This is a genomic window from Bradyrhizobium sp. LB11.1 (assembly GCF_040549385.1).
Lineage (GTDB): Bacteria > Pseudomonadota > Alphaproteobacteria > Rhizobiales > Xanthobacteraceae > Bradyrhizobium.
Map to the genome: position 1 here is coordinate 177,088 of NZ_JBEPTH010000006.1, position 15,903 is coordinate 192,990.

15 protein-coding genes and 1 pseudogene are annotated in these 15,903 nt (G+C 61.5%); 8 read left to right on the forward strand and 8 right to left on the reverse strand.

Features of this window, described 5'->3' with window-relative positions; all coding sequences use genetic code 11:
- Positions 1-3: 3 nt before the first annotated feature.
- On the reverse strand, positions 4-1,080 hold the full coding sequence (locus ABIA96_RS17810; RefSeq protein ID WP_354138349.1) for a flavodoxin family protein: 1,077 nt from the start codon (positions 1,078-1,080) through the stop codon (positions 4-6).
- A gap of 144 nt (positions 1,081-1,224) precedes the next feature.
- On the opposite strand from ABIA96_RS17810, the gene ABIA96_RS17815 reads away from it, so the two are divergent.
- Together ABIA96_RS17815 and ABIA96_RS17820 are read left to right on the forward strand one after the other, a co-directional pair.
- Positions 1,225-2,148 (forward strand): NADP-dependent oxidoreductase, encoded by a 924-nt coding sequence (locus ABIA96_RS17815; RefSeq protein ID WP_354138350.1) that lies wholly within the window; start codon positions 1,225-1,227, stop codon positions 2,146-2,148.
- 12 nt (positions 2,149-2,160) lie between these two features.
- Positions 2,161-3,360 carry an oxalate decarboxylase family bicupin gene (locus tag ABIA96_RS17820; protein WP_354138618.1) on the forward strand — a complete coding sequence of 400 codons (1,200 nt, stop codon included), beginning with the start codon at positions 2,161-2,163 and terminating at the stop codon, positions 3,358-3,360.
- On the opposite strand, the pseudogene ABIA96_RS17825 reads toward ABIA96_RS17820, so the two are convergent.
- Positions 3,361-3,962 (reverse strand): annotated as a pseudogene (locus ABIA96_RS17825) (cysteine hydrolase family protein).
- 139 nt (positions 3,963-4,101) lie between these two features.
- Between ABIA96_RS17825 and ABIA96_RS17830 the strand changes: the two are divergent.
- Positions 4,102-4,935, forward strand: coding sequence for a thioredoxin domain-containing protein (locus ABIA96_RS17830; protein WP_354138351.1), 834 nt, complete (start codon positions 4,102-4,104; stop codon positions 4,933-4,935).
- Here ABIA96_RS17830 and ABIA96_RS17835 read toward each other — a convergent pair.
- The 6 genes from ABIA96_RS17835 to ABIA96_RS17860 are packed head-to-tail and all read right to left on the reverse strand — an operon-like array spanning position 4,877 to position 11,938.
- Positions 4,877-5,986 (reverse strand): hypothetical protein, encoded by a 1,110-nt coding sequence (locus tag ABIA96_RS17835; protein ID WP_354138352.1) that lies wholly within the window; start codon positions 5,984-5,986, stop codon positions 4,877-4,879. The genes ABIA96_RS17830 and ABIA96_RS17835 overlap by 59 nt on opposite strands.
- Positions 5,983-6,513: a c-type cytochrome gene (locus tag ABIA96_RS17840; protein WP_354138353.1), complete on the reverse strand. Its 531-nt coding sequence runs from the start codon at positions 6,511-6,513 to the stop codon at positions 5,983-5,985. Before ABIA96_RS17840 ends, ABIA96_RS17835 begins: the two co-directional genes overlap by 4 nt.
- Complete coding sequence (locus ABIA96_RS17845; RefSeq protein WP_354138354.1) at positions 6,510-7,040, reverse strand: DUF3341 domain-containing protein; 531 nt, start codon at positions 7,038-7,040, stop codon at positions 6,510-6,512. Before ABIA96_RS17845 ends, ABIA96_RS17840 begins: the two co-directional genes overlap by 4 nt.
- Entirely contained in the window at positions 7,033-8,385 is a 1,353-nt protein-coding gene (gene nrfD, locus ABIA96_RS17850) for an NrfD/PsrC family molybdoenzyme membrane anchor subunit (RefSeq protein WP_354138355.1), read from the reverse strand. The genes ABIA96_RS17845 and nrfD overlap by 8 nt, the downstream gene beginning before the upstream one ends.
- A complete protein-coding gene (locus ABIA96_RS17855; RefSeq protein ID WP_354138356.1) occupies positions 8,382-11,285 on the reverse strand; it encodes a TAT-variant-translocated molybdopterin oxidoreductase in 2,904 nt (967 codons plus the stop codon). Before ABIA96_RS17855 ends, nrfD begins: the two co-directional genes overlap by 4 nt.
- A complete protein-coding gene (locus tag ABIA96_RS17860) occupies positions 11,282-11,938 on the reverse strand; it encodes a cytochrome c3 family protein (RefSeq protein ID WP_354138357.1) in 657 nt (218 codons plus the stop codon). The genes ABIA96_RS17855 and ABIA96_RS17860 overlap by 4 nt, the downstream gene beginning before the upstream one ends.
- A 118-nt stretch (positions 11,939-12,056) precedes the next feature.
- Between ABIA96_RS17860 and ABIA96_RS17865 the strand changes: the two genes are divergently transcribed.
- The 5 genes from ABIA96_RS17865 to ABIA96_RS17885 are packed head-to-tail and all read left to right on the forward strand — an operon-like array spanning position 12,057 to position 15,900.
- Positions 12,057-12,410: a hypothetical protein gene (locus ABIA96_RS17865; RefSeq protein WP_354138358.1), complete on the forward strand. Its 354-nt coding sequence runs from the start codon at positions 12,057-12,059 to the stop codon at positions 12,408-12,410.
- Positions 12,411-12,445: 35 nt separating this feature from the next.
- Complete coding sequence (gene coxB, locus ABIA96_RS17870; protein WP_354138359.1) at positions 12,446-13,387, forward strand: cytochrome c oxidase subunit II; 942 nt, start codon at positions 12,446-12,448, stop codon at positions 13,385-13,387.
- A complete protein-coding gene (gene ctaD / locus ABIA96_RS17875; RefSeq protein ID WP_354138360.1) occupies positions 13,384-14,991 on the forward strand; it encodes a cytochrome c oxidase subunit I in 1,608 nt (535 codons plus the stop codon). Before coxB ends, ctaD begins: the two co-directional genes overlap by 4 nt.
- Positions 14,984-15,628: a cytochrome c oxidase subunit 3 gene (locus ABIA96_RS17880; protein ID WP_354138361.1), complete on the forward strand. Its 645-nt coding sequence runs from the start codon at positions 14,984-14,986 to the stop codon at positions 15,626-15,628. Before ctaD ends, ABIA96_RS17880 begins: the two co-directional genes overlap by 8 nt.
- Complete coding sequence (locus ABIA96_RS17885; protein ID WP_354138362.1) at positions 15,625-15,900, forward strand: cytochrome C oxidase subunit IV family protein; 276 nt, start codon at positions 15,625-15,627, stop codon at positions 15,898-15,900. The genes ABIA96_RS17880 and ABIA96_RS17885 overlap by 4 nt, the downstream gene beginning before the upstream one ends.
- Positions 15,901-15,903 lie beyond the last annotated feature (3 nt).

A 15,903-nucleotide genomic window follows, 5' to 3' on the forward strand; every position in this document is an offset into this window, starting at 1 on the left:
CGATCATTTCGGAGCCGGATCCGAGAGTTCAGCCCCGGGATCCTCAAACCGCGCGCTGCGGGCGAGGTGTACGGCACGGCCCAGTGCTATGGCCGCATTCAGCACTTCCCGCTGAAACGCGCGATCTTCGTCCAGCGCTTGGTGGGAGGTCGCATATTGCTCCATGTAGCCGACATAGCCATCCATCTCACCGAAACGGCCGGCCGAGATGAGGTGCATGTCGGTCAACCAGTCTGACAGGGTTCGGCGTACGCCCTCGGCTCCGACACTGTCGCCATGAACGATGAGACCGAAGTGGCGGCCGGCGAGATGTCGCGGATAAGGCCAGCCCTTGAGCTCCAGCGCCTTGGCTTCAACAGCCTTCTTGCCGTGCGTTGACGTCGGATCGGGATTGCCGCCGTCGGCGCAGACCAGCCGATCCATCATCGCCTTCAGACCGCCCGGCACGTGATACCAGTTGACCGGCGTCGCGATCAGGATGCCATGGGCCGCGACCCAGAGCGGATAGATCTCGTTCATCCAGTCGCTGGTCTGGCCCAGTGAGTAGTTCGGATAGCAGCTGCATGGCCAGTGACAGAGCGGCATGGCGGTGGAAACGCAGGATTTGCAGGGATGGATGTTCTTGCCGAACTCGGCGGTGAGCCGCGAGAGATCGAGGATGTCGACGGCAAAGCCCATCTCAGAGAAGACGGGCTCGGCGAGCTTGACCATACGCCAGGTTTTCGACATCTCGCCGGGACAAGTGTGCTCGCTGCGGGCCGAGCCGTTGATGATGAGGATGCGCGGATTTTCCCGGGCATCGTCGTGCCGCCGCTGAGCCTCAAGAATGGCGGCGCGTGCCGCCAGCCAGTCAACCGAGAGTTCGTAGTCGGGGTCGGCAAACCCCGCGCCCGCCTTCCGTGTCACCGGCGATTTGCGCGAATTGCTGTAGGCATCCCACGCAGCACTGACAACAGCATCGAGTTCGCGCTGGAGGGGGACGAAAGCGGGATCCGCGAACTGGCTCCTGTAGCGGCGCTCGAACTCTTCACGCGCTATTTTGACGGGCGGCATCCCTCTGCGAACGTCCAGTTCCTTCATGGTATCTCCTCGACAAATCAGTCCGGTAACAGAGGTTTTCGTCGCCAGTTCCTGCTCTGGAGTGCCATTTGGCGAGACTGACGCTTTAATCGATCAGATAGGAACGGAAGCTGTGCTCAGACGTCAGCCGGCATGACACAGATCATGAAAGTCCGGTTTCACCAGTTCGGCGCCAAAGACGTGCTGCGCGTCGAAAGGCTTGAGCAATCGGGTCCCGATGCACGCCAGATTTTGGTCCGCGTACGTGCGGCGAGCGTCAATCCGGTCGACTTCAAGATCAGGTCGGGCAAATATCCATCCGTAAAGGGCGATCGCCTTCCCTACACGCCTGGCCGTGACGTCTCCGGCATTGTGGAGACATGCGGCGCCCAGGCGACCCGCTTCCGACCGGGCGACGCCGTCTTCGGCATGGTTCCCGTCTTCGGTGGCGGTTACGCCGAGCGGGCTGTCCTGGACGAACGCGCGGTTGCGGACATGCCGGTGGGGCTCGATCATGTCCAGGCGGCAGCCATCCCGCTCGCAGGGCAGACGGCGTATCAAGGCCTGTTCCGGCGCGGCAAGCTCAAGGCGGGTGAGACGGTCCTGATCCACGGCGGCTCCGGAGGAGTCGGCCATTTCGCGATTCAGCTGGCCAAGGCCATGGGTTGCCGCGTGCTGACCACAGTGTCGACCGAGCACGTCGATTTCGCCCGATCGCTCGGGGCAGACCTAGTGATCGATTACAAAACCCAGCGTTTTGAAGAGGTCGCCAAGGACATCGACATGGTGTTCGACCTGATCGACGGCGAAACCCGTGAGCGCTCGTGGGAACTGCTGAAGAAGGGAGGACGTCTGATCTCGACACTGACGGAGCCGTCGCAAGACCGCGCGAAGGCGCTCGGCGTCACGGCGATGCGTTACACTGTCGAGCCCGACGGCGAAGAGCTGGCTGAGATCGGAAGGCTGGCCAATGCAGGCAAGCTGAAGCCCCACATTCAGGCAACCTTCCTACTCGAGCAGGCAGCCGAAGCGCTTGCGAGCGTCGAGCGCGGCCATACGGCCGGCAAGGTCGTGCTGACCTGTGCTTAAACGGAGCAATTGATGCATATCCCTAATCGACGCTCCTTGCTGGCCGCCGCAGCCGCATTTGGCGCGACTGCGGCGGCCTCAGCTCAAGGCGGCGAGCCTATGATCGGCAACAACGGCGCAACCATTATTGGTCCCCGCAACGCGCAGCGTGAAGGCCAGAACCCCAACATCCTGCGGCCGCCTTCCACCGACCACGGCTCGATGCCGAACCTGCGGTTCTCGTTTGCCGACGCACATATGAAAATCCGCGAGGGCGGCTGGTCGCGCGAGGTCACGCAGCGAGAGCTGGCGATTTCCACCACCATGGCTGGTGTCAACATGCGCCTGACGCCCGGTGGCGTCCGCGAGATGCACTGGCACAAGCAGGCCGAATGGTCGTTCATGCTGGCCGGCAGGGCACGCATCACCGCCGTCGACAACGACGGCCACAATTTCATTTCCGACGTAGGTGCCGGCGACCTCTGGTACTTCCCTTCCGGCATCCCCCATTCGATACAAGGATTACCGGACGAAGGTTGTGAATTCCTGCTGGCGTTTCCGGACGGCGAGTTTTCCGAGGACAGCACGTTTGCGATCACCGATTTGTTTGCTCACAACGATCCCGGCGTGCTGGCGAAAACACTGGGCGTTGAGCGGGAAACCCTCGACCATATCCCCAAGGAAGAGCGCTTCATCTTTCAGGCAGAGCCGCCGCCAGCGTTGCCGTCGGACGAGATTCAAGATCCGCTTGGCGCAGTTCCGCTCGACATGGTGTTCCGGCTGACCCAGCAGCCGCCAACCCAATCGGCGGGCGGCAATGTCCGGATTGCCGATATGCGCAACTTCCCGATTTCAAGCGACGTGGCTGCGGCGCTGGTCGAGGTCAATCCCGGTCACATGCGCGAGCTGCACTGGCATCCGAATGCCGATGAATGGCAATATTACATCTCTGGGCAGGCGCGAATGACGGTTTTCGCGGCCGAGGCGAGGGCAAGGACATTCGACTACCGGGCCGGCGATGTCGGCTACGTCCCGATGTCGATGAGCCACTTCATCGAAAACACCGGCAATGAACCCCTTCGGTTCCTCGAGCTGTTCAAGGCGCCACGTTTCGTCGATGTATCGCTCACGCAATGGATGGCACTGACTCCGCCCGAACTCGTCGCCGCGCATCTCAACATCGATCGCGCGGTGATCGAGAAGCTGCGAAAAGACAAGCAGCCGGTAGTATAGCTATTCGTGCCAATACTCGGCCAGCTCTTCGGATGTTACCAGATCCATCTGGCCGTGGAAGCGCGTGCGGTACATCGTCATCAGGGCGTCGTGCCCGACATCCGACGAACTGCACAAGGCATCCTCGACGATCACCACCCTGAAGCCTAGATCGACGGCGCTCAGCACCGTCGACAAGACGCAAACGTCTGTTTCTGCTGTTTCTGCGCCTGAGATGACCACCGTTCCCCGCCAAGCTCAATCAGAAAAATTGCGAGGCCAGGATTGTTGAACGCAGAGTAGGCGGGCTTGTCGACGATGCGCAACGGAGGCACGTAACGCGCAAGGGCCGGCACAAACTCGAGCGCCGACGGCGCAAGATGATTGCGGGTCGCTTGGTGCCAGTGGTGGAGGTAATTTTGCCACTGTCCTGGACGTTCTTCCGGATGTCGCGGTGTGATGAAACGCGTGAAGATCGTCCACGACTGATGCCGCGAGACGATGTCGACGATGGTAGGTAGAACGCGCTCCATCCAGGGCGTCTCCCAGAGCCCGCCCGGAGCGAAGATGCAGAGATGGACCGCGTTGCGAATTTCGGCGACCTCGGGTTTGGTGTCTCTCATCGTCCTCCACTCGTGAGCGCGTAATGCATTTTAGGGGTGTCTGCGTGCCTCGAATTAGGAACCTCCGCGACAAAGAGGCGTTCCAAAGCAGCGCGTTTGGAACCATCGTCACGCGGCGATCCGCAATCCCGAGGGAATTTTGCCGACCGAATGCCCAATCGAGGCTTCTGAAAGGCAGGCCCGCTTTCAGGTCTTGACGTGGATCATGATGGTCTGCGCCTGCTTGGCCGTTTGCTTGCCAGCGCAAGCCGGTGTCACCAGCTCCGAGCTCGGCCAGGTCGCTATCGCTCCCCGCGCAAACGCGTTGCTTCCCTTGCTTGTCCCCATGAGCGACGAGAGCGGTCGCACCGTGCAATTGCGGAGCTGGCTCGGAGACGTCCCGACCGTCTGGATACTGGCCGACTACACCTGCGAAACGCTTTGCGGTCCCGCAATATCGATCGTTTCCAATGCGCTGGCAGATACCGGCCTGAGGGCTGGTCAGGACTACCGACTGATCGTCGTCGGCTTCGATCCCAAGGACGGGACGGCTCAAGCACGGGCGATGAAAAGCGAACAAGTAAGCCCGAGGGGCGGATTGCCCGAGCACAGCTATTTCCTGCGTGCGGCCGCTACGGATATCGGGACGCTGAGCCACGCGTTTGGGGTTCAGACAATCTATGATCGCGAGCATGATCAATTCGCCCATCCCGCGGCGGCTTTCGTCGTCACACCGGAAGGGCGGATCTCGCGCGCTCTCTCGGCCCTCTCGGTTGATGCGGCGAGCCTGCGCCTCGCACTGGTCGAGGCGAGCCAGGGGCGCGTCGGGCGCTGGACCGATCAGGTCCACCTGCTCTGCTATGGATTTGACCCCGCAAGCGGCGTTTACACGCTGGCAGCGAGCCGGCTGCTGCTCGCCGCCTCCTCGATCAGCGTCATTGTCCTTGCCCTGTTGATCGGACTTCTGTTTCGCCGCGAGTTCGCGGCCAGATAGCCACGATCGGCCCATTCTCTTCCGGCGTCCGCGCGAGGACCGCATCGAACGCCAGCCAGAACACCAAGCCGAGGAAAACTCCTGCGGCGATCAGCATCACAGCGGTCACAGCGCGTAACAGCCCGTGAATGGCAGGAAGGATGAGGATCGCCGATTCAAGCCCCCGCATCGCCAACGTTAGCGCGCACAGAGTCAGCAGCCAGTGCGGATCGGATCGCACCTTGCTGCTGAGCATCGCGCAGAATGGAAAGACGAACTGACCGAGGGAGAGTACCGCCAGGGCGAACTGCCAACCATGCTCCGACCGCGCCAAATACCAAGTGACTTCCTTGGGAATGTTACCCGACCAGATGACAATGTATTGCATGGCATGGAGGTAGCACCACAGCAGCAGCACTGCGAGCAGCAGGCCGCTATAGCCGCGGCTCGGCCCTATGGGACGCGTCGACAACAAGCCGGCCGCTATGACGAAAGCCGTTCCGTTCACTAACGTGAAGCTGAGATAGATCAGGCCATAGATCGACGAGTGAAACTCGGGTTCCAGCGATTCGACCCAATCAATGCCGGCGAACGATATGAGCAACACCCCGACGATCGCACCAGCCGATGCCGAGCGCACCATCGCTTCATCATTGCGCCAGGATCTCCTAAGCCGTGCAGAGAGCCCGATCCAGACGGCAAAATAGAACACGGTCCGCAGCACGAAGAACCACGGCGTGAACCAGTGCGCCTTGAACGGTGGCAAGGAAGCTCCATCGGCGATTGCGGGATAAATATCCTTCATGAGGAGCAGAACCGGAATGAAGGTCAGCGCAACGACCGGAAAAAGGCCGGTTGCCGCGACGAAGACGGGATGCAGCGCCACGGTCCAGCGACGCCGCACCAGATAGCTGGTCATGAAGAGGATCAGCGCTCCAATCGGAATTGCGCCCCAGGCGATCCAGGCAACAAGATAGGCCGCAATTGTCGATCGGGCATCAACCGCAAAGCCGGCGATCAGGACTAGGCCCGCGACCACGGCTGCAATCGTTGCGACGCCGCGAGACTTCACGGCGCGGCCTCCAGCTTGGACCGTTCGTCCACCGGCACGTCGTCGAACGTGGCATGGCGGCTGAGTTGAAGCGCGCGGATGTAGGCGACGATCGCCCAGCGGTCGGCCGCGGGCACCCGCGCGGCGTAGGAATACATCGCGCCATAGCCGTTGGTGATGACGTCGAAGAAGTGTTGGTCGTCAGCGGCAAGCAAACGTTCGTCATGATAGCTGGTCGGACGCGGCATGCCACGTTGCACGACTATGCCAGTCCCGTCGCCACCACCGCCGTGGCATGGCGAGCAGAAGATGCCAAAGCGCTCCTTTCCTCTCGCAAGCAGCTCAGGCGAGAGCGCCGGCTTGGTGTGAGCGGCCTTTTCTCGCTCGGGGTCATCGCGGGCGACCGTATTGGCCGGCGACGGACGTAGCACACTGCCGCCGAACAGGGGCGCGCGCGAATAATCACCATAGCGCGGCTGTTCGTCCATGTTCTGGTCACATCCAGCAACCAGTCCGGCCAGCACAACGACGAGCGCAAGCCTGGTCATTTCGGCACAAACTCCACCGAGAGCGCGCCAATCCTCCTAAGAAAGTTCGACGTCTCACCTGCGCTGAATTGGTCATCATCCGCATTCACGCAAAGGAAGAAGCGGTCCCTGCTGGCGCGGTGGAACCGTTGCGCGCCGAACACGGGGTAATTGAGCCTCGGCAGCCCGTTTTGCCAAAGCATCGCGATCAGCATGGACAGCGCCGAGAACAGGATCGTGAGCTCGAACGTGACGACCGCAAAGGCCGAGATCGCATAGACGGGCCGACCGCCGACATTGAGCGGGTAATCGTAATTGACGTAGACCTGCATCAGCAGCGCAGTGCTCGCCCCGGCAATTGCCCCCGCCAGGCCTACTAAGGAAATGCCTGGTCGCGGGATATGCAGAATGCGATCCAGTCCCTCGACCGGAAACGGCGTGAAGGCGTCGAGATGACGATAACCGGCCTCGCGCGCTTCCCGGGCTGCGGCCATCAGCGCTTCGGGCGTGCGAAACTCCGCAAGCAGGCCGTACGCGATATCAGCCATGTTGCTCCTCCTGTTCCTCGTGGAGAAGCTCTTTCGTCTCAAAGATCGAAATCATCGGAATGACCCTGATCGCGATTAGGAATGGCACCAGGAACAGGCCGATCGTGCCGAAATAAGTTGACCAGTCCCAAAACGTCGGCGTGAAATGGCTCCACGAAGAAACCAGAAAGTCGCGATAGAGACTGGTGACGAGGATCATATAGCGCTCGAGCCACATCCCGACCGCAACCGATACCGAGATCAGCAGCAGCACCCATCCCGTCCGCCGCACGGCTTGCCACCACAGGGCCTGGAGCGGAATGAAATTGAAGATGACTGCGCCCCAATAAGTCCAGGCGTAAGCGCCGGTGAAGCGGTCGGCCAAGGTCTGGAGCTCGTGCTCGTTACCGGAATAGAACACATCGAACGCTTCGAAGACGTAGCCATAGGCCGTCATCAATCCGGTCGCCAACAGGACTTTTCCGAGCAGATCGAGATGATCGTCGGTCACGAGGTTTTCAAGACCGAACCAGGAGCGCAGCGTCACGGCAATGATGGAAACGACAGCGAATCCGGAAAACGCAGCTCCCAGCACGAAGTACGGCGGAAAGATCGTCGAATGCCAGCCCGGGATCTGCCCGGCCGCAAACAGCAACGAGACTTCGCTATGGACCGACACGACCAGTGGGACAGCGAGCCCCGCCATCAGCCGATACGTTTGCGACCAGCGCGACCAATGCTTGGCAGATCCGCGCCATCCGAGTGCCGTGATGCCGAAGAAGATCTGCCAGCCGCGCCGGGTCGCCCGATCGCGCGCGGCGGCGAGATCGGGGATCAGGCCGGTATACCAAAAGGCGAGCGAGACGATGAGATAGGTCATCACCGCCCAAATGTCCCATTCCAGCGGGCTGCGGAATTGCGGCCACACGCCCATCGTCGCGGGATAGGGAAACATCCAATAGACGTACCAGGGACGACCGAGATGCAGCAGCGGATAAATGCCAGCGCAGACCACGGCGAATAGCGTCATCGTTTCGGCGAAACGATTGAGCGAGTTGCGCCATTCGCTGCCGGTGAGAAGCAGGAGGGCAGAGATCAGCGTGCCTGCATGGCCGATGCCGAGCCACCAGACATAGTTGTGGATCGCAAAAGCCCAGTTCACGGGGATGTTGATGCCCCAGATGCCGACACCGCGCGTGAACAGTTCGACCGCTGAGACCAGCAACAACAGCAGCAGAGCGCTTGCAAACAGCATGGCGATCAGCCAGCGCCGCTCGGCGGGGAAATGAAGGGGAATGCCGGTGAGCTGGTCGGCGACACCACCCATGCTCTGGCGGGTCGGCAGGATCTCCGATTGCTCGCTCATCCTTGCCTCGATTCCGTCTCGTCCTCGCGCCAGCGCGCGAGATAAGTCGTCCGCGGCCGCGTTCCCTGCTCTTCCAACAGGACGTAATGCCGTCCATCGCGCTTCAAACGCGCGACCTCCGAGTTCGGATCATTGATGTCGCCAAACACGATCGCCATGGTGGGGCAGGCCTGCTGGCAGGCAGTGACGACCTCGCCATCACGGATCGGGCGATTCTCCTTGTCCGCGGCGACATGCGCTGCCTCTATGCGCTGGGTACAATAGGTGCATTTCTCCATGACGCCACGCGCGCGCACGGTGACATCAGGGTTGTGCGCAGCATGCGTCGGCGAATCCGCAGGCGCGCGATAATCGTAAAAATTGAAGCGGCGCACCTTATACGGGCAGTAGCTGGAGCAGGTCCGCGTCCCGATGCAGCGGTTATAGACCATCTGATTCACGCCTTCCGGACTATGCGTCGTGGCATGGACCGGGCAACCCATCTCGCAAGGCGCTTCCTCGCAATGCATGCAGGGCACGGGCTCGAAGAAGCTGCGAGGCTCAGCGATGTCGCCGGTGTGGTAGCGCGCTATCCGCAGCCAGTGCATTTCGCGGCCGGCTCTCACTTGGTCCGCCCCGACCACGGGCACATTGTTCTCCGCCGTGCAGGCCGCCACGCAGGCGTTGCAACCGATGCAACTGTCGAGGTCGATCACCATGCCCCAGGCGTTCTTTGCCGACGGCCAGGTGGCATATAGGCTGGCCTGACCGGTCGGCGACTGCTCGGATACTTGCTTCACTTCACCAGGGCTAACCTCCCGCGCGAAATCAAAGCCCTCCATGCGATGATGCAGCTGCGTGACAGGGAGATCATCCCGCGTATCCAGCTTGCGCAGGCTCCCCTGCGTCAGCCACGGTTCGGCGTCGGGGCGCACTTGGTAGGCATCATAGCCCAGGCCGTCACCCACGCGTCCCGCGCGGGTCCTGCCGTACCCCAGATAAAGTGCAACCGTATTGTCGGCCTGCCCTGGCATGACCCAGAGGGGCCCGTTGATGCGACGCTTTCCGATTGCCACCTCGGCATGATCGCCATTGGCCGCCGCAAGGCGCTTTGCGAGCGCCGGGCTCACCGCGATCACATTGCTCCATGTCACCGTCGTCAGCGTCTTGGGAAGCTCCTGAAGCCAACCGACGTTAGCGAACCGGCCGTCCCAGATCGTCGGATCCGGCTGAAATACGATGTCGAGGTCGCCAGCAGTACCGGGCGGGGCGGTCGCGTCAGCCGCTGGCGGTACCGTGACGAACGGTGCTGCGCCTTCCACGAAGCCATCAAGCAACGCCTGTCTCCAGCGCACCTCGAATGCGTCGCCAAAGTTTTGCCGCCAGGTCTCGCGGACAGCGGCATCCGAAGACGGATCAGTCTCTCCGAGCAACATTGCGAAGATCTGATGCGCCGTCTTGACGTCGTAGAACGGCGAAATGACCGGCTGAAGGATCGTCAAGGTACCATCGACGGCCTTCGCATCGCTCCAGCTCTCCAACGCATGCGCCAGGGGAAGCTGCCACTCGCACTTTTCTCCGGTCTCGTCCCGCTGCAATCCGATGTGCAGAGACGAGCGGACGCGCGCGATCGCCGCGCCAAGCTCGAGCTCTCCCGGCCCGGTATAAGCCGGATTGCAGTCGAGCACGATGAGAGAGGTGACGTGTCCGGCATTGATGTCCGACACCAGCGCGGCCAAAGTTCCGGTTTCCGAGGGGCCTGCAAGCGACGCGGTCAGCTTCAGGGTTTCACCGCCATTGCCGAGCTGTTGATTGATCCGCGCGACCCAGAGAGCAGTTGCAATACCGCCGCTCAATCCCGAGACAAACAGCGACCGCCCCGTCTTCTCCTTGCAGGCATCGGCGACGCGCGCGATCCACCCGGCTTCAACTTCCGTCAACTCAGGCCTCGATGCGCCGGCGACGCCGAACGTGCTTGCAAGCGCTTCGGCGAGAGCAGGCATTCGCCTCGTATCGGCAATCAGGCGCTGATTTGCCAAAGCGCCCGTCGGCGACGGGACACTTTCGGCCATGAACAATCGGTTACCGGGCTGATCGCCAAACCGTCGCCGCGCTTGCGACCAGCCCAAAGCGTTGCGCACCTGGTTGGGGCCCGGCCCAAGAAAGTCTTCATCGAAGCCAACCACGACATCGCAGTTTGCGAGCTCATAATGCAGATCGACTGCTTGCCCGTAGACCGCAGTCGTGATCTGCCGCCCGGCTGCGGGTCCCGTCGCCGCATGGATGTGAATGCGGGCTTTTGGAAACTGCCTCTGGAAAGCATCGATCTGCCGCAGCAGTGTCGGCGACGTGGTGGGGCCGAGCAGCAGGCGGACCCCATCGCCCTGATCGGCCCGCCAGTTCTCGCGCATCGTTCCGATTGCCGATTCCACAACAGCCCAGCTCGCGGGCTCGCCATGCCGGCTCGGTGCGGCCGCGCGATCTGGGTCATAGAGTTGCAGCACGGCGCTCTGCATGAAGACGTCGCTGCGGCCGCGAGTGACCGGATGATCCGGATTGCCGTCGAGCTTGGTGGGCCGTCCCGCATGGGTCGTTGCGATCACAGGCTGCGCATAGCCGTCGAGCAAGACGGCCGTCGCATAGTAGCGCGGCAGCCCGATCGTCTCGCTCTCAGGCTGGTCGACATAGGGCAGCGCGGCGACAAACGAGCTCTTCTCGCATCCGGTCAGTCCGGCCAACGCGAAGGAGGCGCCCATTAGTTTCAGGAATTGACGGCGCGCCGTCATCGGCAACTCCAGGGCGGTAGGATATTCCGCCTCGATGAAGGCCTGAAATCGGGGATCATCGGAGAGTTCTTCGATGCCTGCCCAGACCCGTGGTCCGGCCGTCGCTTGGGATCGATTTTCGATGCGGCGTTTCATCGGTGACACACATAGCAATGGGTCAGTTCGCCGAACCGGATGCCTTCATGGGCCGCAATCGCTTCCCCTTCCTTGCGCGCGTTTGCCGGCGGCCGCCAGGCCATGTCAGTGACGTGATCCGAAGGACGCAGATGCGGCGCCGGATCGCGATGGCAATCGATGCAGAACTCCATCGTGAACGCCTTCGCCCGATAGGTCAGCGCCATCTGGTCGATGCGACCATGGCAGCTCTCGCATCCGACTCCCTTGGCGATGTGGATGTCGTGACGAAAGAACACGTAATCGGGGAGCTTAGCGACGCGTGTCCACTGGATTGGAGTGTTGTGAGCGAGGCTTTCCCGCACCGGCTCCAGCATGGCCGCATTCGTCCAGATCGCCGAGTGGCACGTCATGCAAGTCTCAGTCGGTGGGAGGCCGGCTCTTGGGCCCATCTCGACATTGCTATGACAATAGCGACAATCGATGCCGAGTTCCCCCGCATGATGGCGATGGCTGAACGGTACGGGCTGCTGCGGCCGGATGTCGGTCTCGGTCATGTAGGCCGAACGCGCAAAGCCCACGACGGCCACGGTACTGCCGCCGGCGAGCGACAGACCTCCGATCAGAAAGAGGCGCATCCATGTGTCCGCCACAGGAGAGAATAACTGGACCATTCCCGCTGTGACCCGGTAGCGAGTTGTCGGGTCGGCAATGCTGCCGCAGCCCGTTGGTTCCTAACTAGGAACGCTATTCGACCCCCGGCATTGTCCTGCCGCGATCGAGGGCAGCAACATGGCGGACAGCAAGCGCTTCGACTACGAGCGGTCGGACGTTGGGATACGCCTTGTCGGATGGCTCGCAGGCGGCCTTGCGATCTTCATTGTCGTCACCCCGCTCACGCTGCCTTGGATGTTCCCCCTATCGAAGACAACGACCACGCCGGCGGGCCGTCCCGCGCTGAGCTCGAACGCGCCGCCGCTCGAGGTCGATCCCCACGACACGCTCCAGCGATCACGGGAGGATGATGCGCATTTCGCGCAGAGCTACGGATATAGCGATCGCCCGCGCGGAACAGTCCGTATCCCTATCGATCGCGCAGTCGATATCCTGCTACGCAAGGGTTTGCCCGGATGGCCGTCGCCATGATGCAATCCCGGAAGCATCGCCGGAGCTCGCCCTAGATGTGGCGTGAATGGATTCCGTTCTGGCGCCCCGGGCTGTCGCCACAAAGCGGCGACGTTGACCTGCTGTTTGCCGGCCTTCTGATCGCAAGCGCGCTCGTCCTCGGCCTGCTGTTCTTCCTGCTCATCTTGTTTTGCGTACGCTATCGCGCCGGCAATGAGATCGACCGTGGGCACCGCACCTCCAAGAGCTGGCACTGGGAAGTCAGCTGGACCGCGGCATCCTTTGTCTGCTTCCTTGGTCTGTTCGTGTGGGGCGCAAGCGTCTATTTCGAGATGTACAAGACACCAACGGACGAATTGGTCGTCTTCGTTGTCGCCAAGCAGTGGATGTGGAAGACGCAACACGCCGGCGGCCAATCCGAGATCGATGCGCTGCACCTGCCGGTCAAGCGGCCGGTCCGCCTCGTCATGGCGTCCCAGGACGTCATTCACAGCTTCTTCATTCCGGCGCTGCGGCTCAAGCACGATGTCGTCCCCGGCCGCTATCAGGACATCGAGCTCGAGGTCGACCGACCGGGCCACTATCATCTTTTCTGCGCGGAATATTGCGGCACGGAGCACTCCGGCATGATCGGCGAGATCGTGGCGATGGAGCCGGCCGGTTATTCCCATTGGTTGACGCAGCAGGCCCCCGCGAGCCCCCTCGCCGACGAAGGCGGCGCGCTGTTTCGTCAGCTCGGCTGCAGCGGCTGCCACGGCAACGGCAGCCAGGTGCGAGCCCCGCCATTGGAAGGACTGTACGGCAAGCCCGTTCCCCTTTCTGACGGTAGCACGGTGATCGCGGACGACAAGTACATCCGGGATTCCATCCTGCTGCCGCGGAGCCAGATCGTCGCCAGCTATCAGCCGTTGATGCCCTCATTCGAGGGCAAAGTCAGCGAGGACCAGCTGTTGCGGCTTGTCGTCTACATCAAATCGCTCGCGGGGCGTCCATCATGAGCGAGAAGAACTATCTCACGACCGATTATACGCTCAGATCCTGGTTCCTGACCACGGACCACAAGCGCATTGCGATCCTCTATTTTGCGAGTCTCATCTTCTTCTTTTTCATCGGGGGCGCGGCCGCCACCGCGATCCGGATCGAGCTGGCCACTCCACAAGCCGATCTCGTCAGCTCCGATCTCTACAACCGGCTCTTCACCATGCATGGCATCATCATGGTGTGGTTCTTCCTGATCCCGTCCATCCCCAATACGCTCGGCAATTTCATCGTACCCTTGATGATCGGTGCGCGCGATCTCGCCTTCCCCCGCCTCAACCTGATGAGCTGGTACATCTTCATGCTCGGCGGTTGTACCGCCTTGTTCGCGATTCTCGCCGGGGGCATCGACACCGGCTGGACGTTTTACACGCCATTTTCGAGCCTTTACTCCAACAGCTATGTCATCGTCGCGGCCGCTGGCGTGTTCATCGCCGGCTTTTCATCGATCCTGACCGGACTCAACTTCATCGTCACCATCCACCGCCTGCGCGCCCCAGGCTTGACCTGGTATCGCCTACCGCTCTTTCTGTGGTCGCTCTATGCAACTTCCGTCATCCTCGTGCTGGCGACGCCGGTGCTGGCGATCACACTTCTCCTGATGGCAACGGAACGATTCTTCGGCGTCGGCATTTTCGATCCCCGGATCGGCGGCGATCCGTTGCTGTTCCAGCACTTATTCTGGTTCTACTCTCACCCCGCCGTCTACATCATGATCCTGCCCGGCATGGGCGTAATCAACGAGCTGATCTCGTGCTTCTCGCGCAAGCCGGTGTTTGGCTACAAATTTGTGGCATGGGCGAGCCTCGCGATCGCCGGGGTCGGCTTCCTGGTGTGGGGCCACCACATGTTCGTCAGCGGCCAGTCGCTGATCGCGAGCCTCGTGTTTTCCTTCATGAGTTTCATCGTCGCGGTGCCCTCCGCCATCAAGGTGTTCAACTGGACCGCAACGCTGCACAAGGGGTCGCTGCGTTTCGATGCACCCATGCTCTATGCGCTGGCGTTCATCGGCCTGTTCACGATCGGCGGTCTCACCGGTCTCTTTCTGGCCTGCCTTGCCTTCGACGTGCACGCGACCGACACCTATTTCGTCGTGGCGCATTTCCATTACATCATGGTCGGCGGCATGGTGACCGCCTATTTCGGCGGCCTGCATTATTGGTGGCCGAAGATCACGGGCCGCCTCTATTCGGAATATTGGGCGCGCACCGCCGCCGTTCTGATCTTCTTCGGTTTCAACCTGACCTTCTTTCCACAGTTCATCCTGGGCGCGGAAGGAATGCCGCGGCGCTATCACGTCTATCCGCCGGAGTTTCAGGTCTGGAATGTGCTCTCATCCGGGGGCGCCGTGATACTCGCAGTGGCCTATCTGATGCCGCTGGTCTATCTTGGTTATTCCGCTTTCTTCGGGGCCCGCGCGCCGGCAAATCCCTGGAACGCACCCGGACTGGAATGGCAGACGTCCTCGCCGCCGCCCGAGGAGAATTTCGCGACACAGCCGGTCGTCACGCGCGAACCGTACCAATACAACGAGGCGTTTGAGGCGGAGCCGCAAAATGCCTGAGCCGCCCGCCTTCGCCTCCCAATATGTCTCTATCCCTCATCGTGACCACAGTGCCGAGCTCGGCATGTGGGTGTTCATTGCGACCGAAATCCTGTTGTTCGGGGGCCTCATCCTTGCCTATTTCGTCTATAGGCACGCGTTTCCCCAAGCCTTCGCAGAGGGCAGCCGACATACGGACATCCTGATCGGAACGATCAACACGGCCGTTCTCCTGACATCCAGCTTCCTGGTGGCATGGGCCGTCGGGATCTTCTCGGCCGCCACCGCCAAGATCGTCACGTGGCTTCTCGTCGGCGCCGCGTGCCTTGGCCTTGCGTTCATCGCGCTCAAGGGGATCGAGTACCGCAAGGAGTATCACGAGCATCTGATCCCCGGCATCGATTTCCAGTTGGCGAGCCCTCTCGCCAATGGCGTCCAGCTATTTTTCGTCTTCTACTTCATCGCCACGGCGATCCATGCAGTTCACATGTTGATCGCGATTTGCCTACTGCTAACGCTTACGATCATCAGCCGGAGGGCGCCAACGACACGCCATCACACGGCACTGCACAGCGCGGCGCTCTACTGGCACTTCGTCGACGTTGTCTGGATCTTCCTGTTCGCGCTGATCTACCTGCCAGGGCGAGCTGCGTCATGACACAATGGCGACCGCCTCTGGCGCTCGTCGGCGCCTGGCTCGGCCTGCTGGCCTTGTTGGCACTGACGGTCGCACTCGCCTATGTACCACTCGGGGCAGGCAATGCTGTCGTGGCCCTGAGTATCGGCACCGTCAAAGCGGCGCTGGTCGCAGCAATTTTCATGGAATTGCGGCACCGGAACGGCCTGACGATCGTTTTCGCAGGCGCCGGACTGTTCTGGCTCGGCATCCTGCTCTGGCTCGGGTTGATGGACTTCATGACGCGAACATAAAGC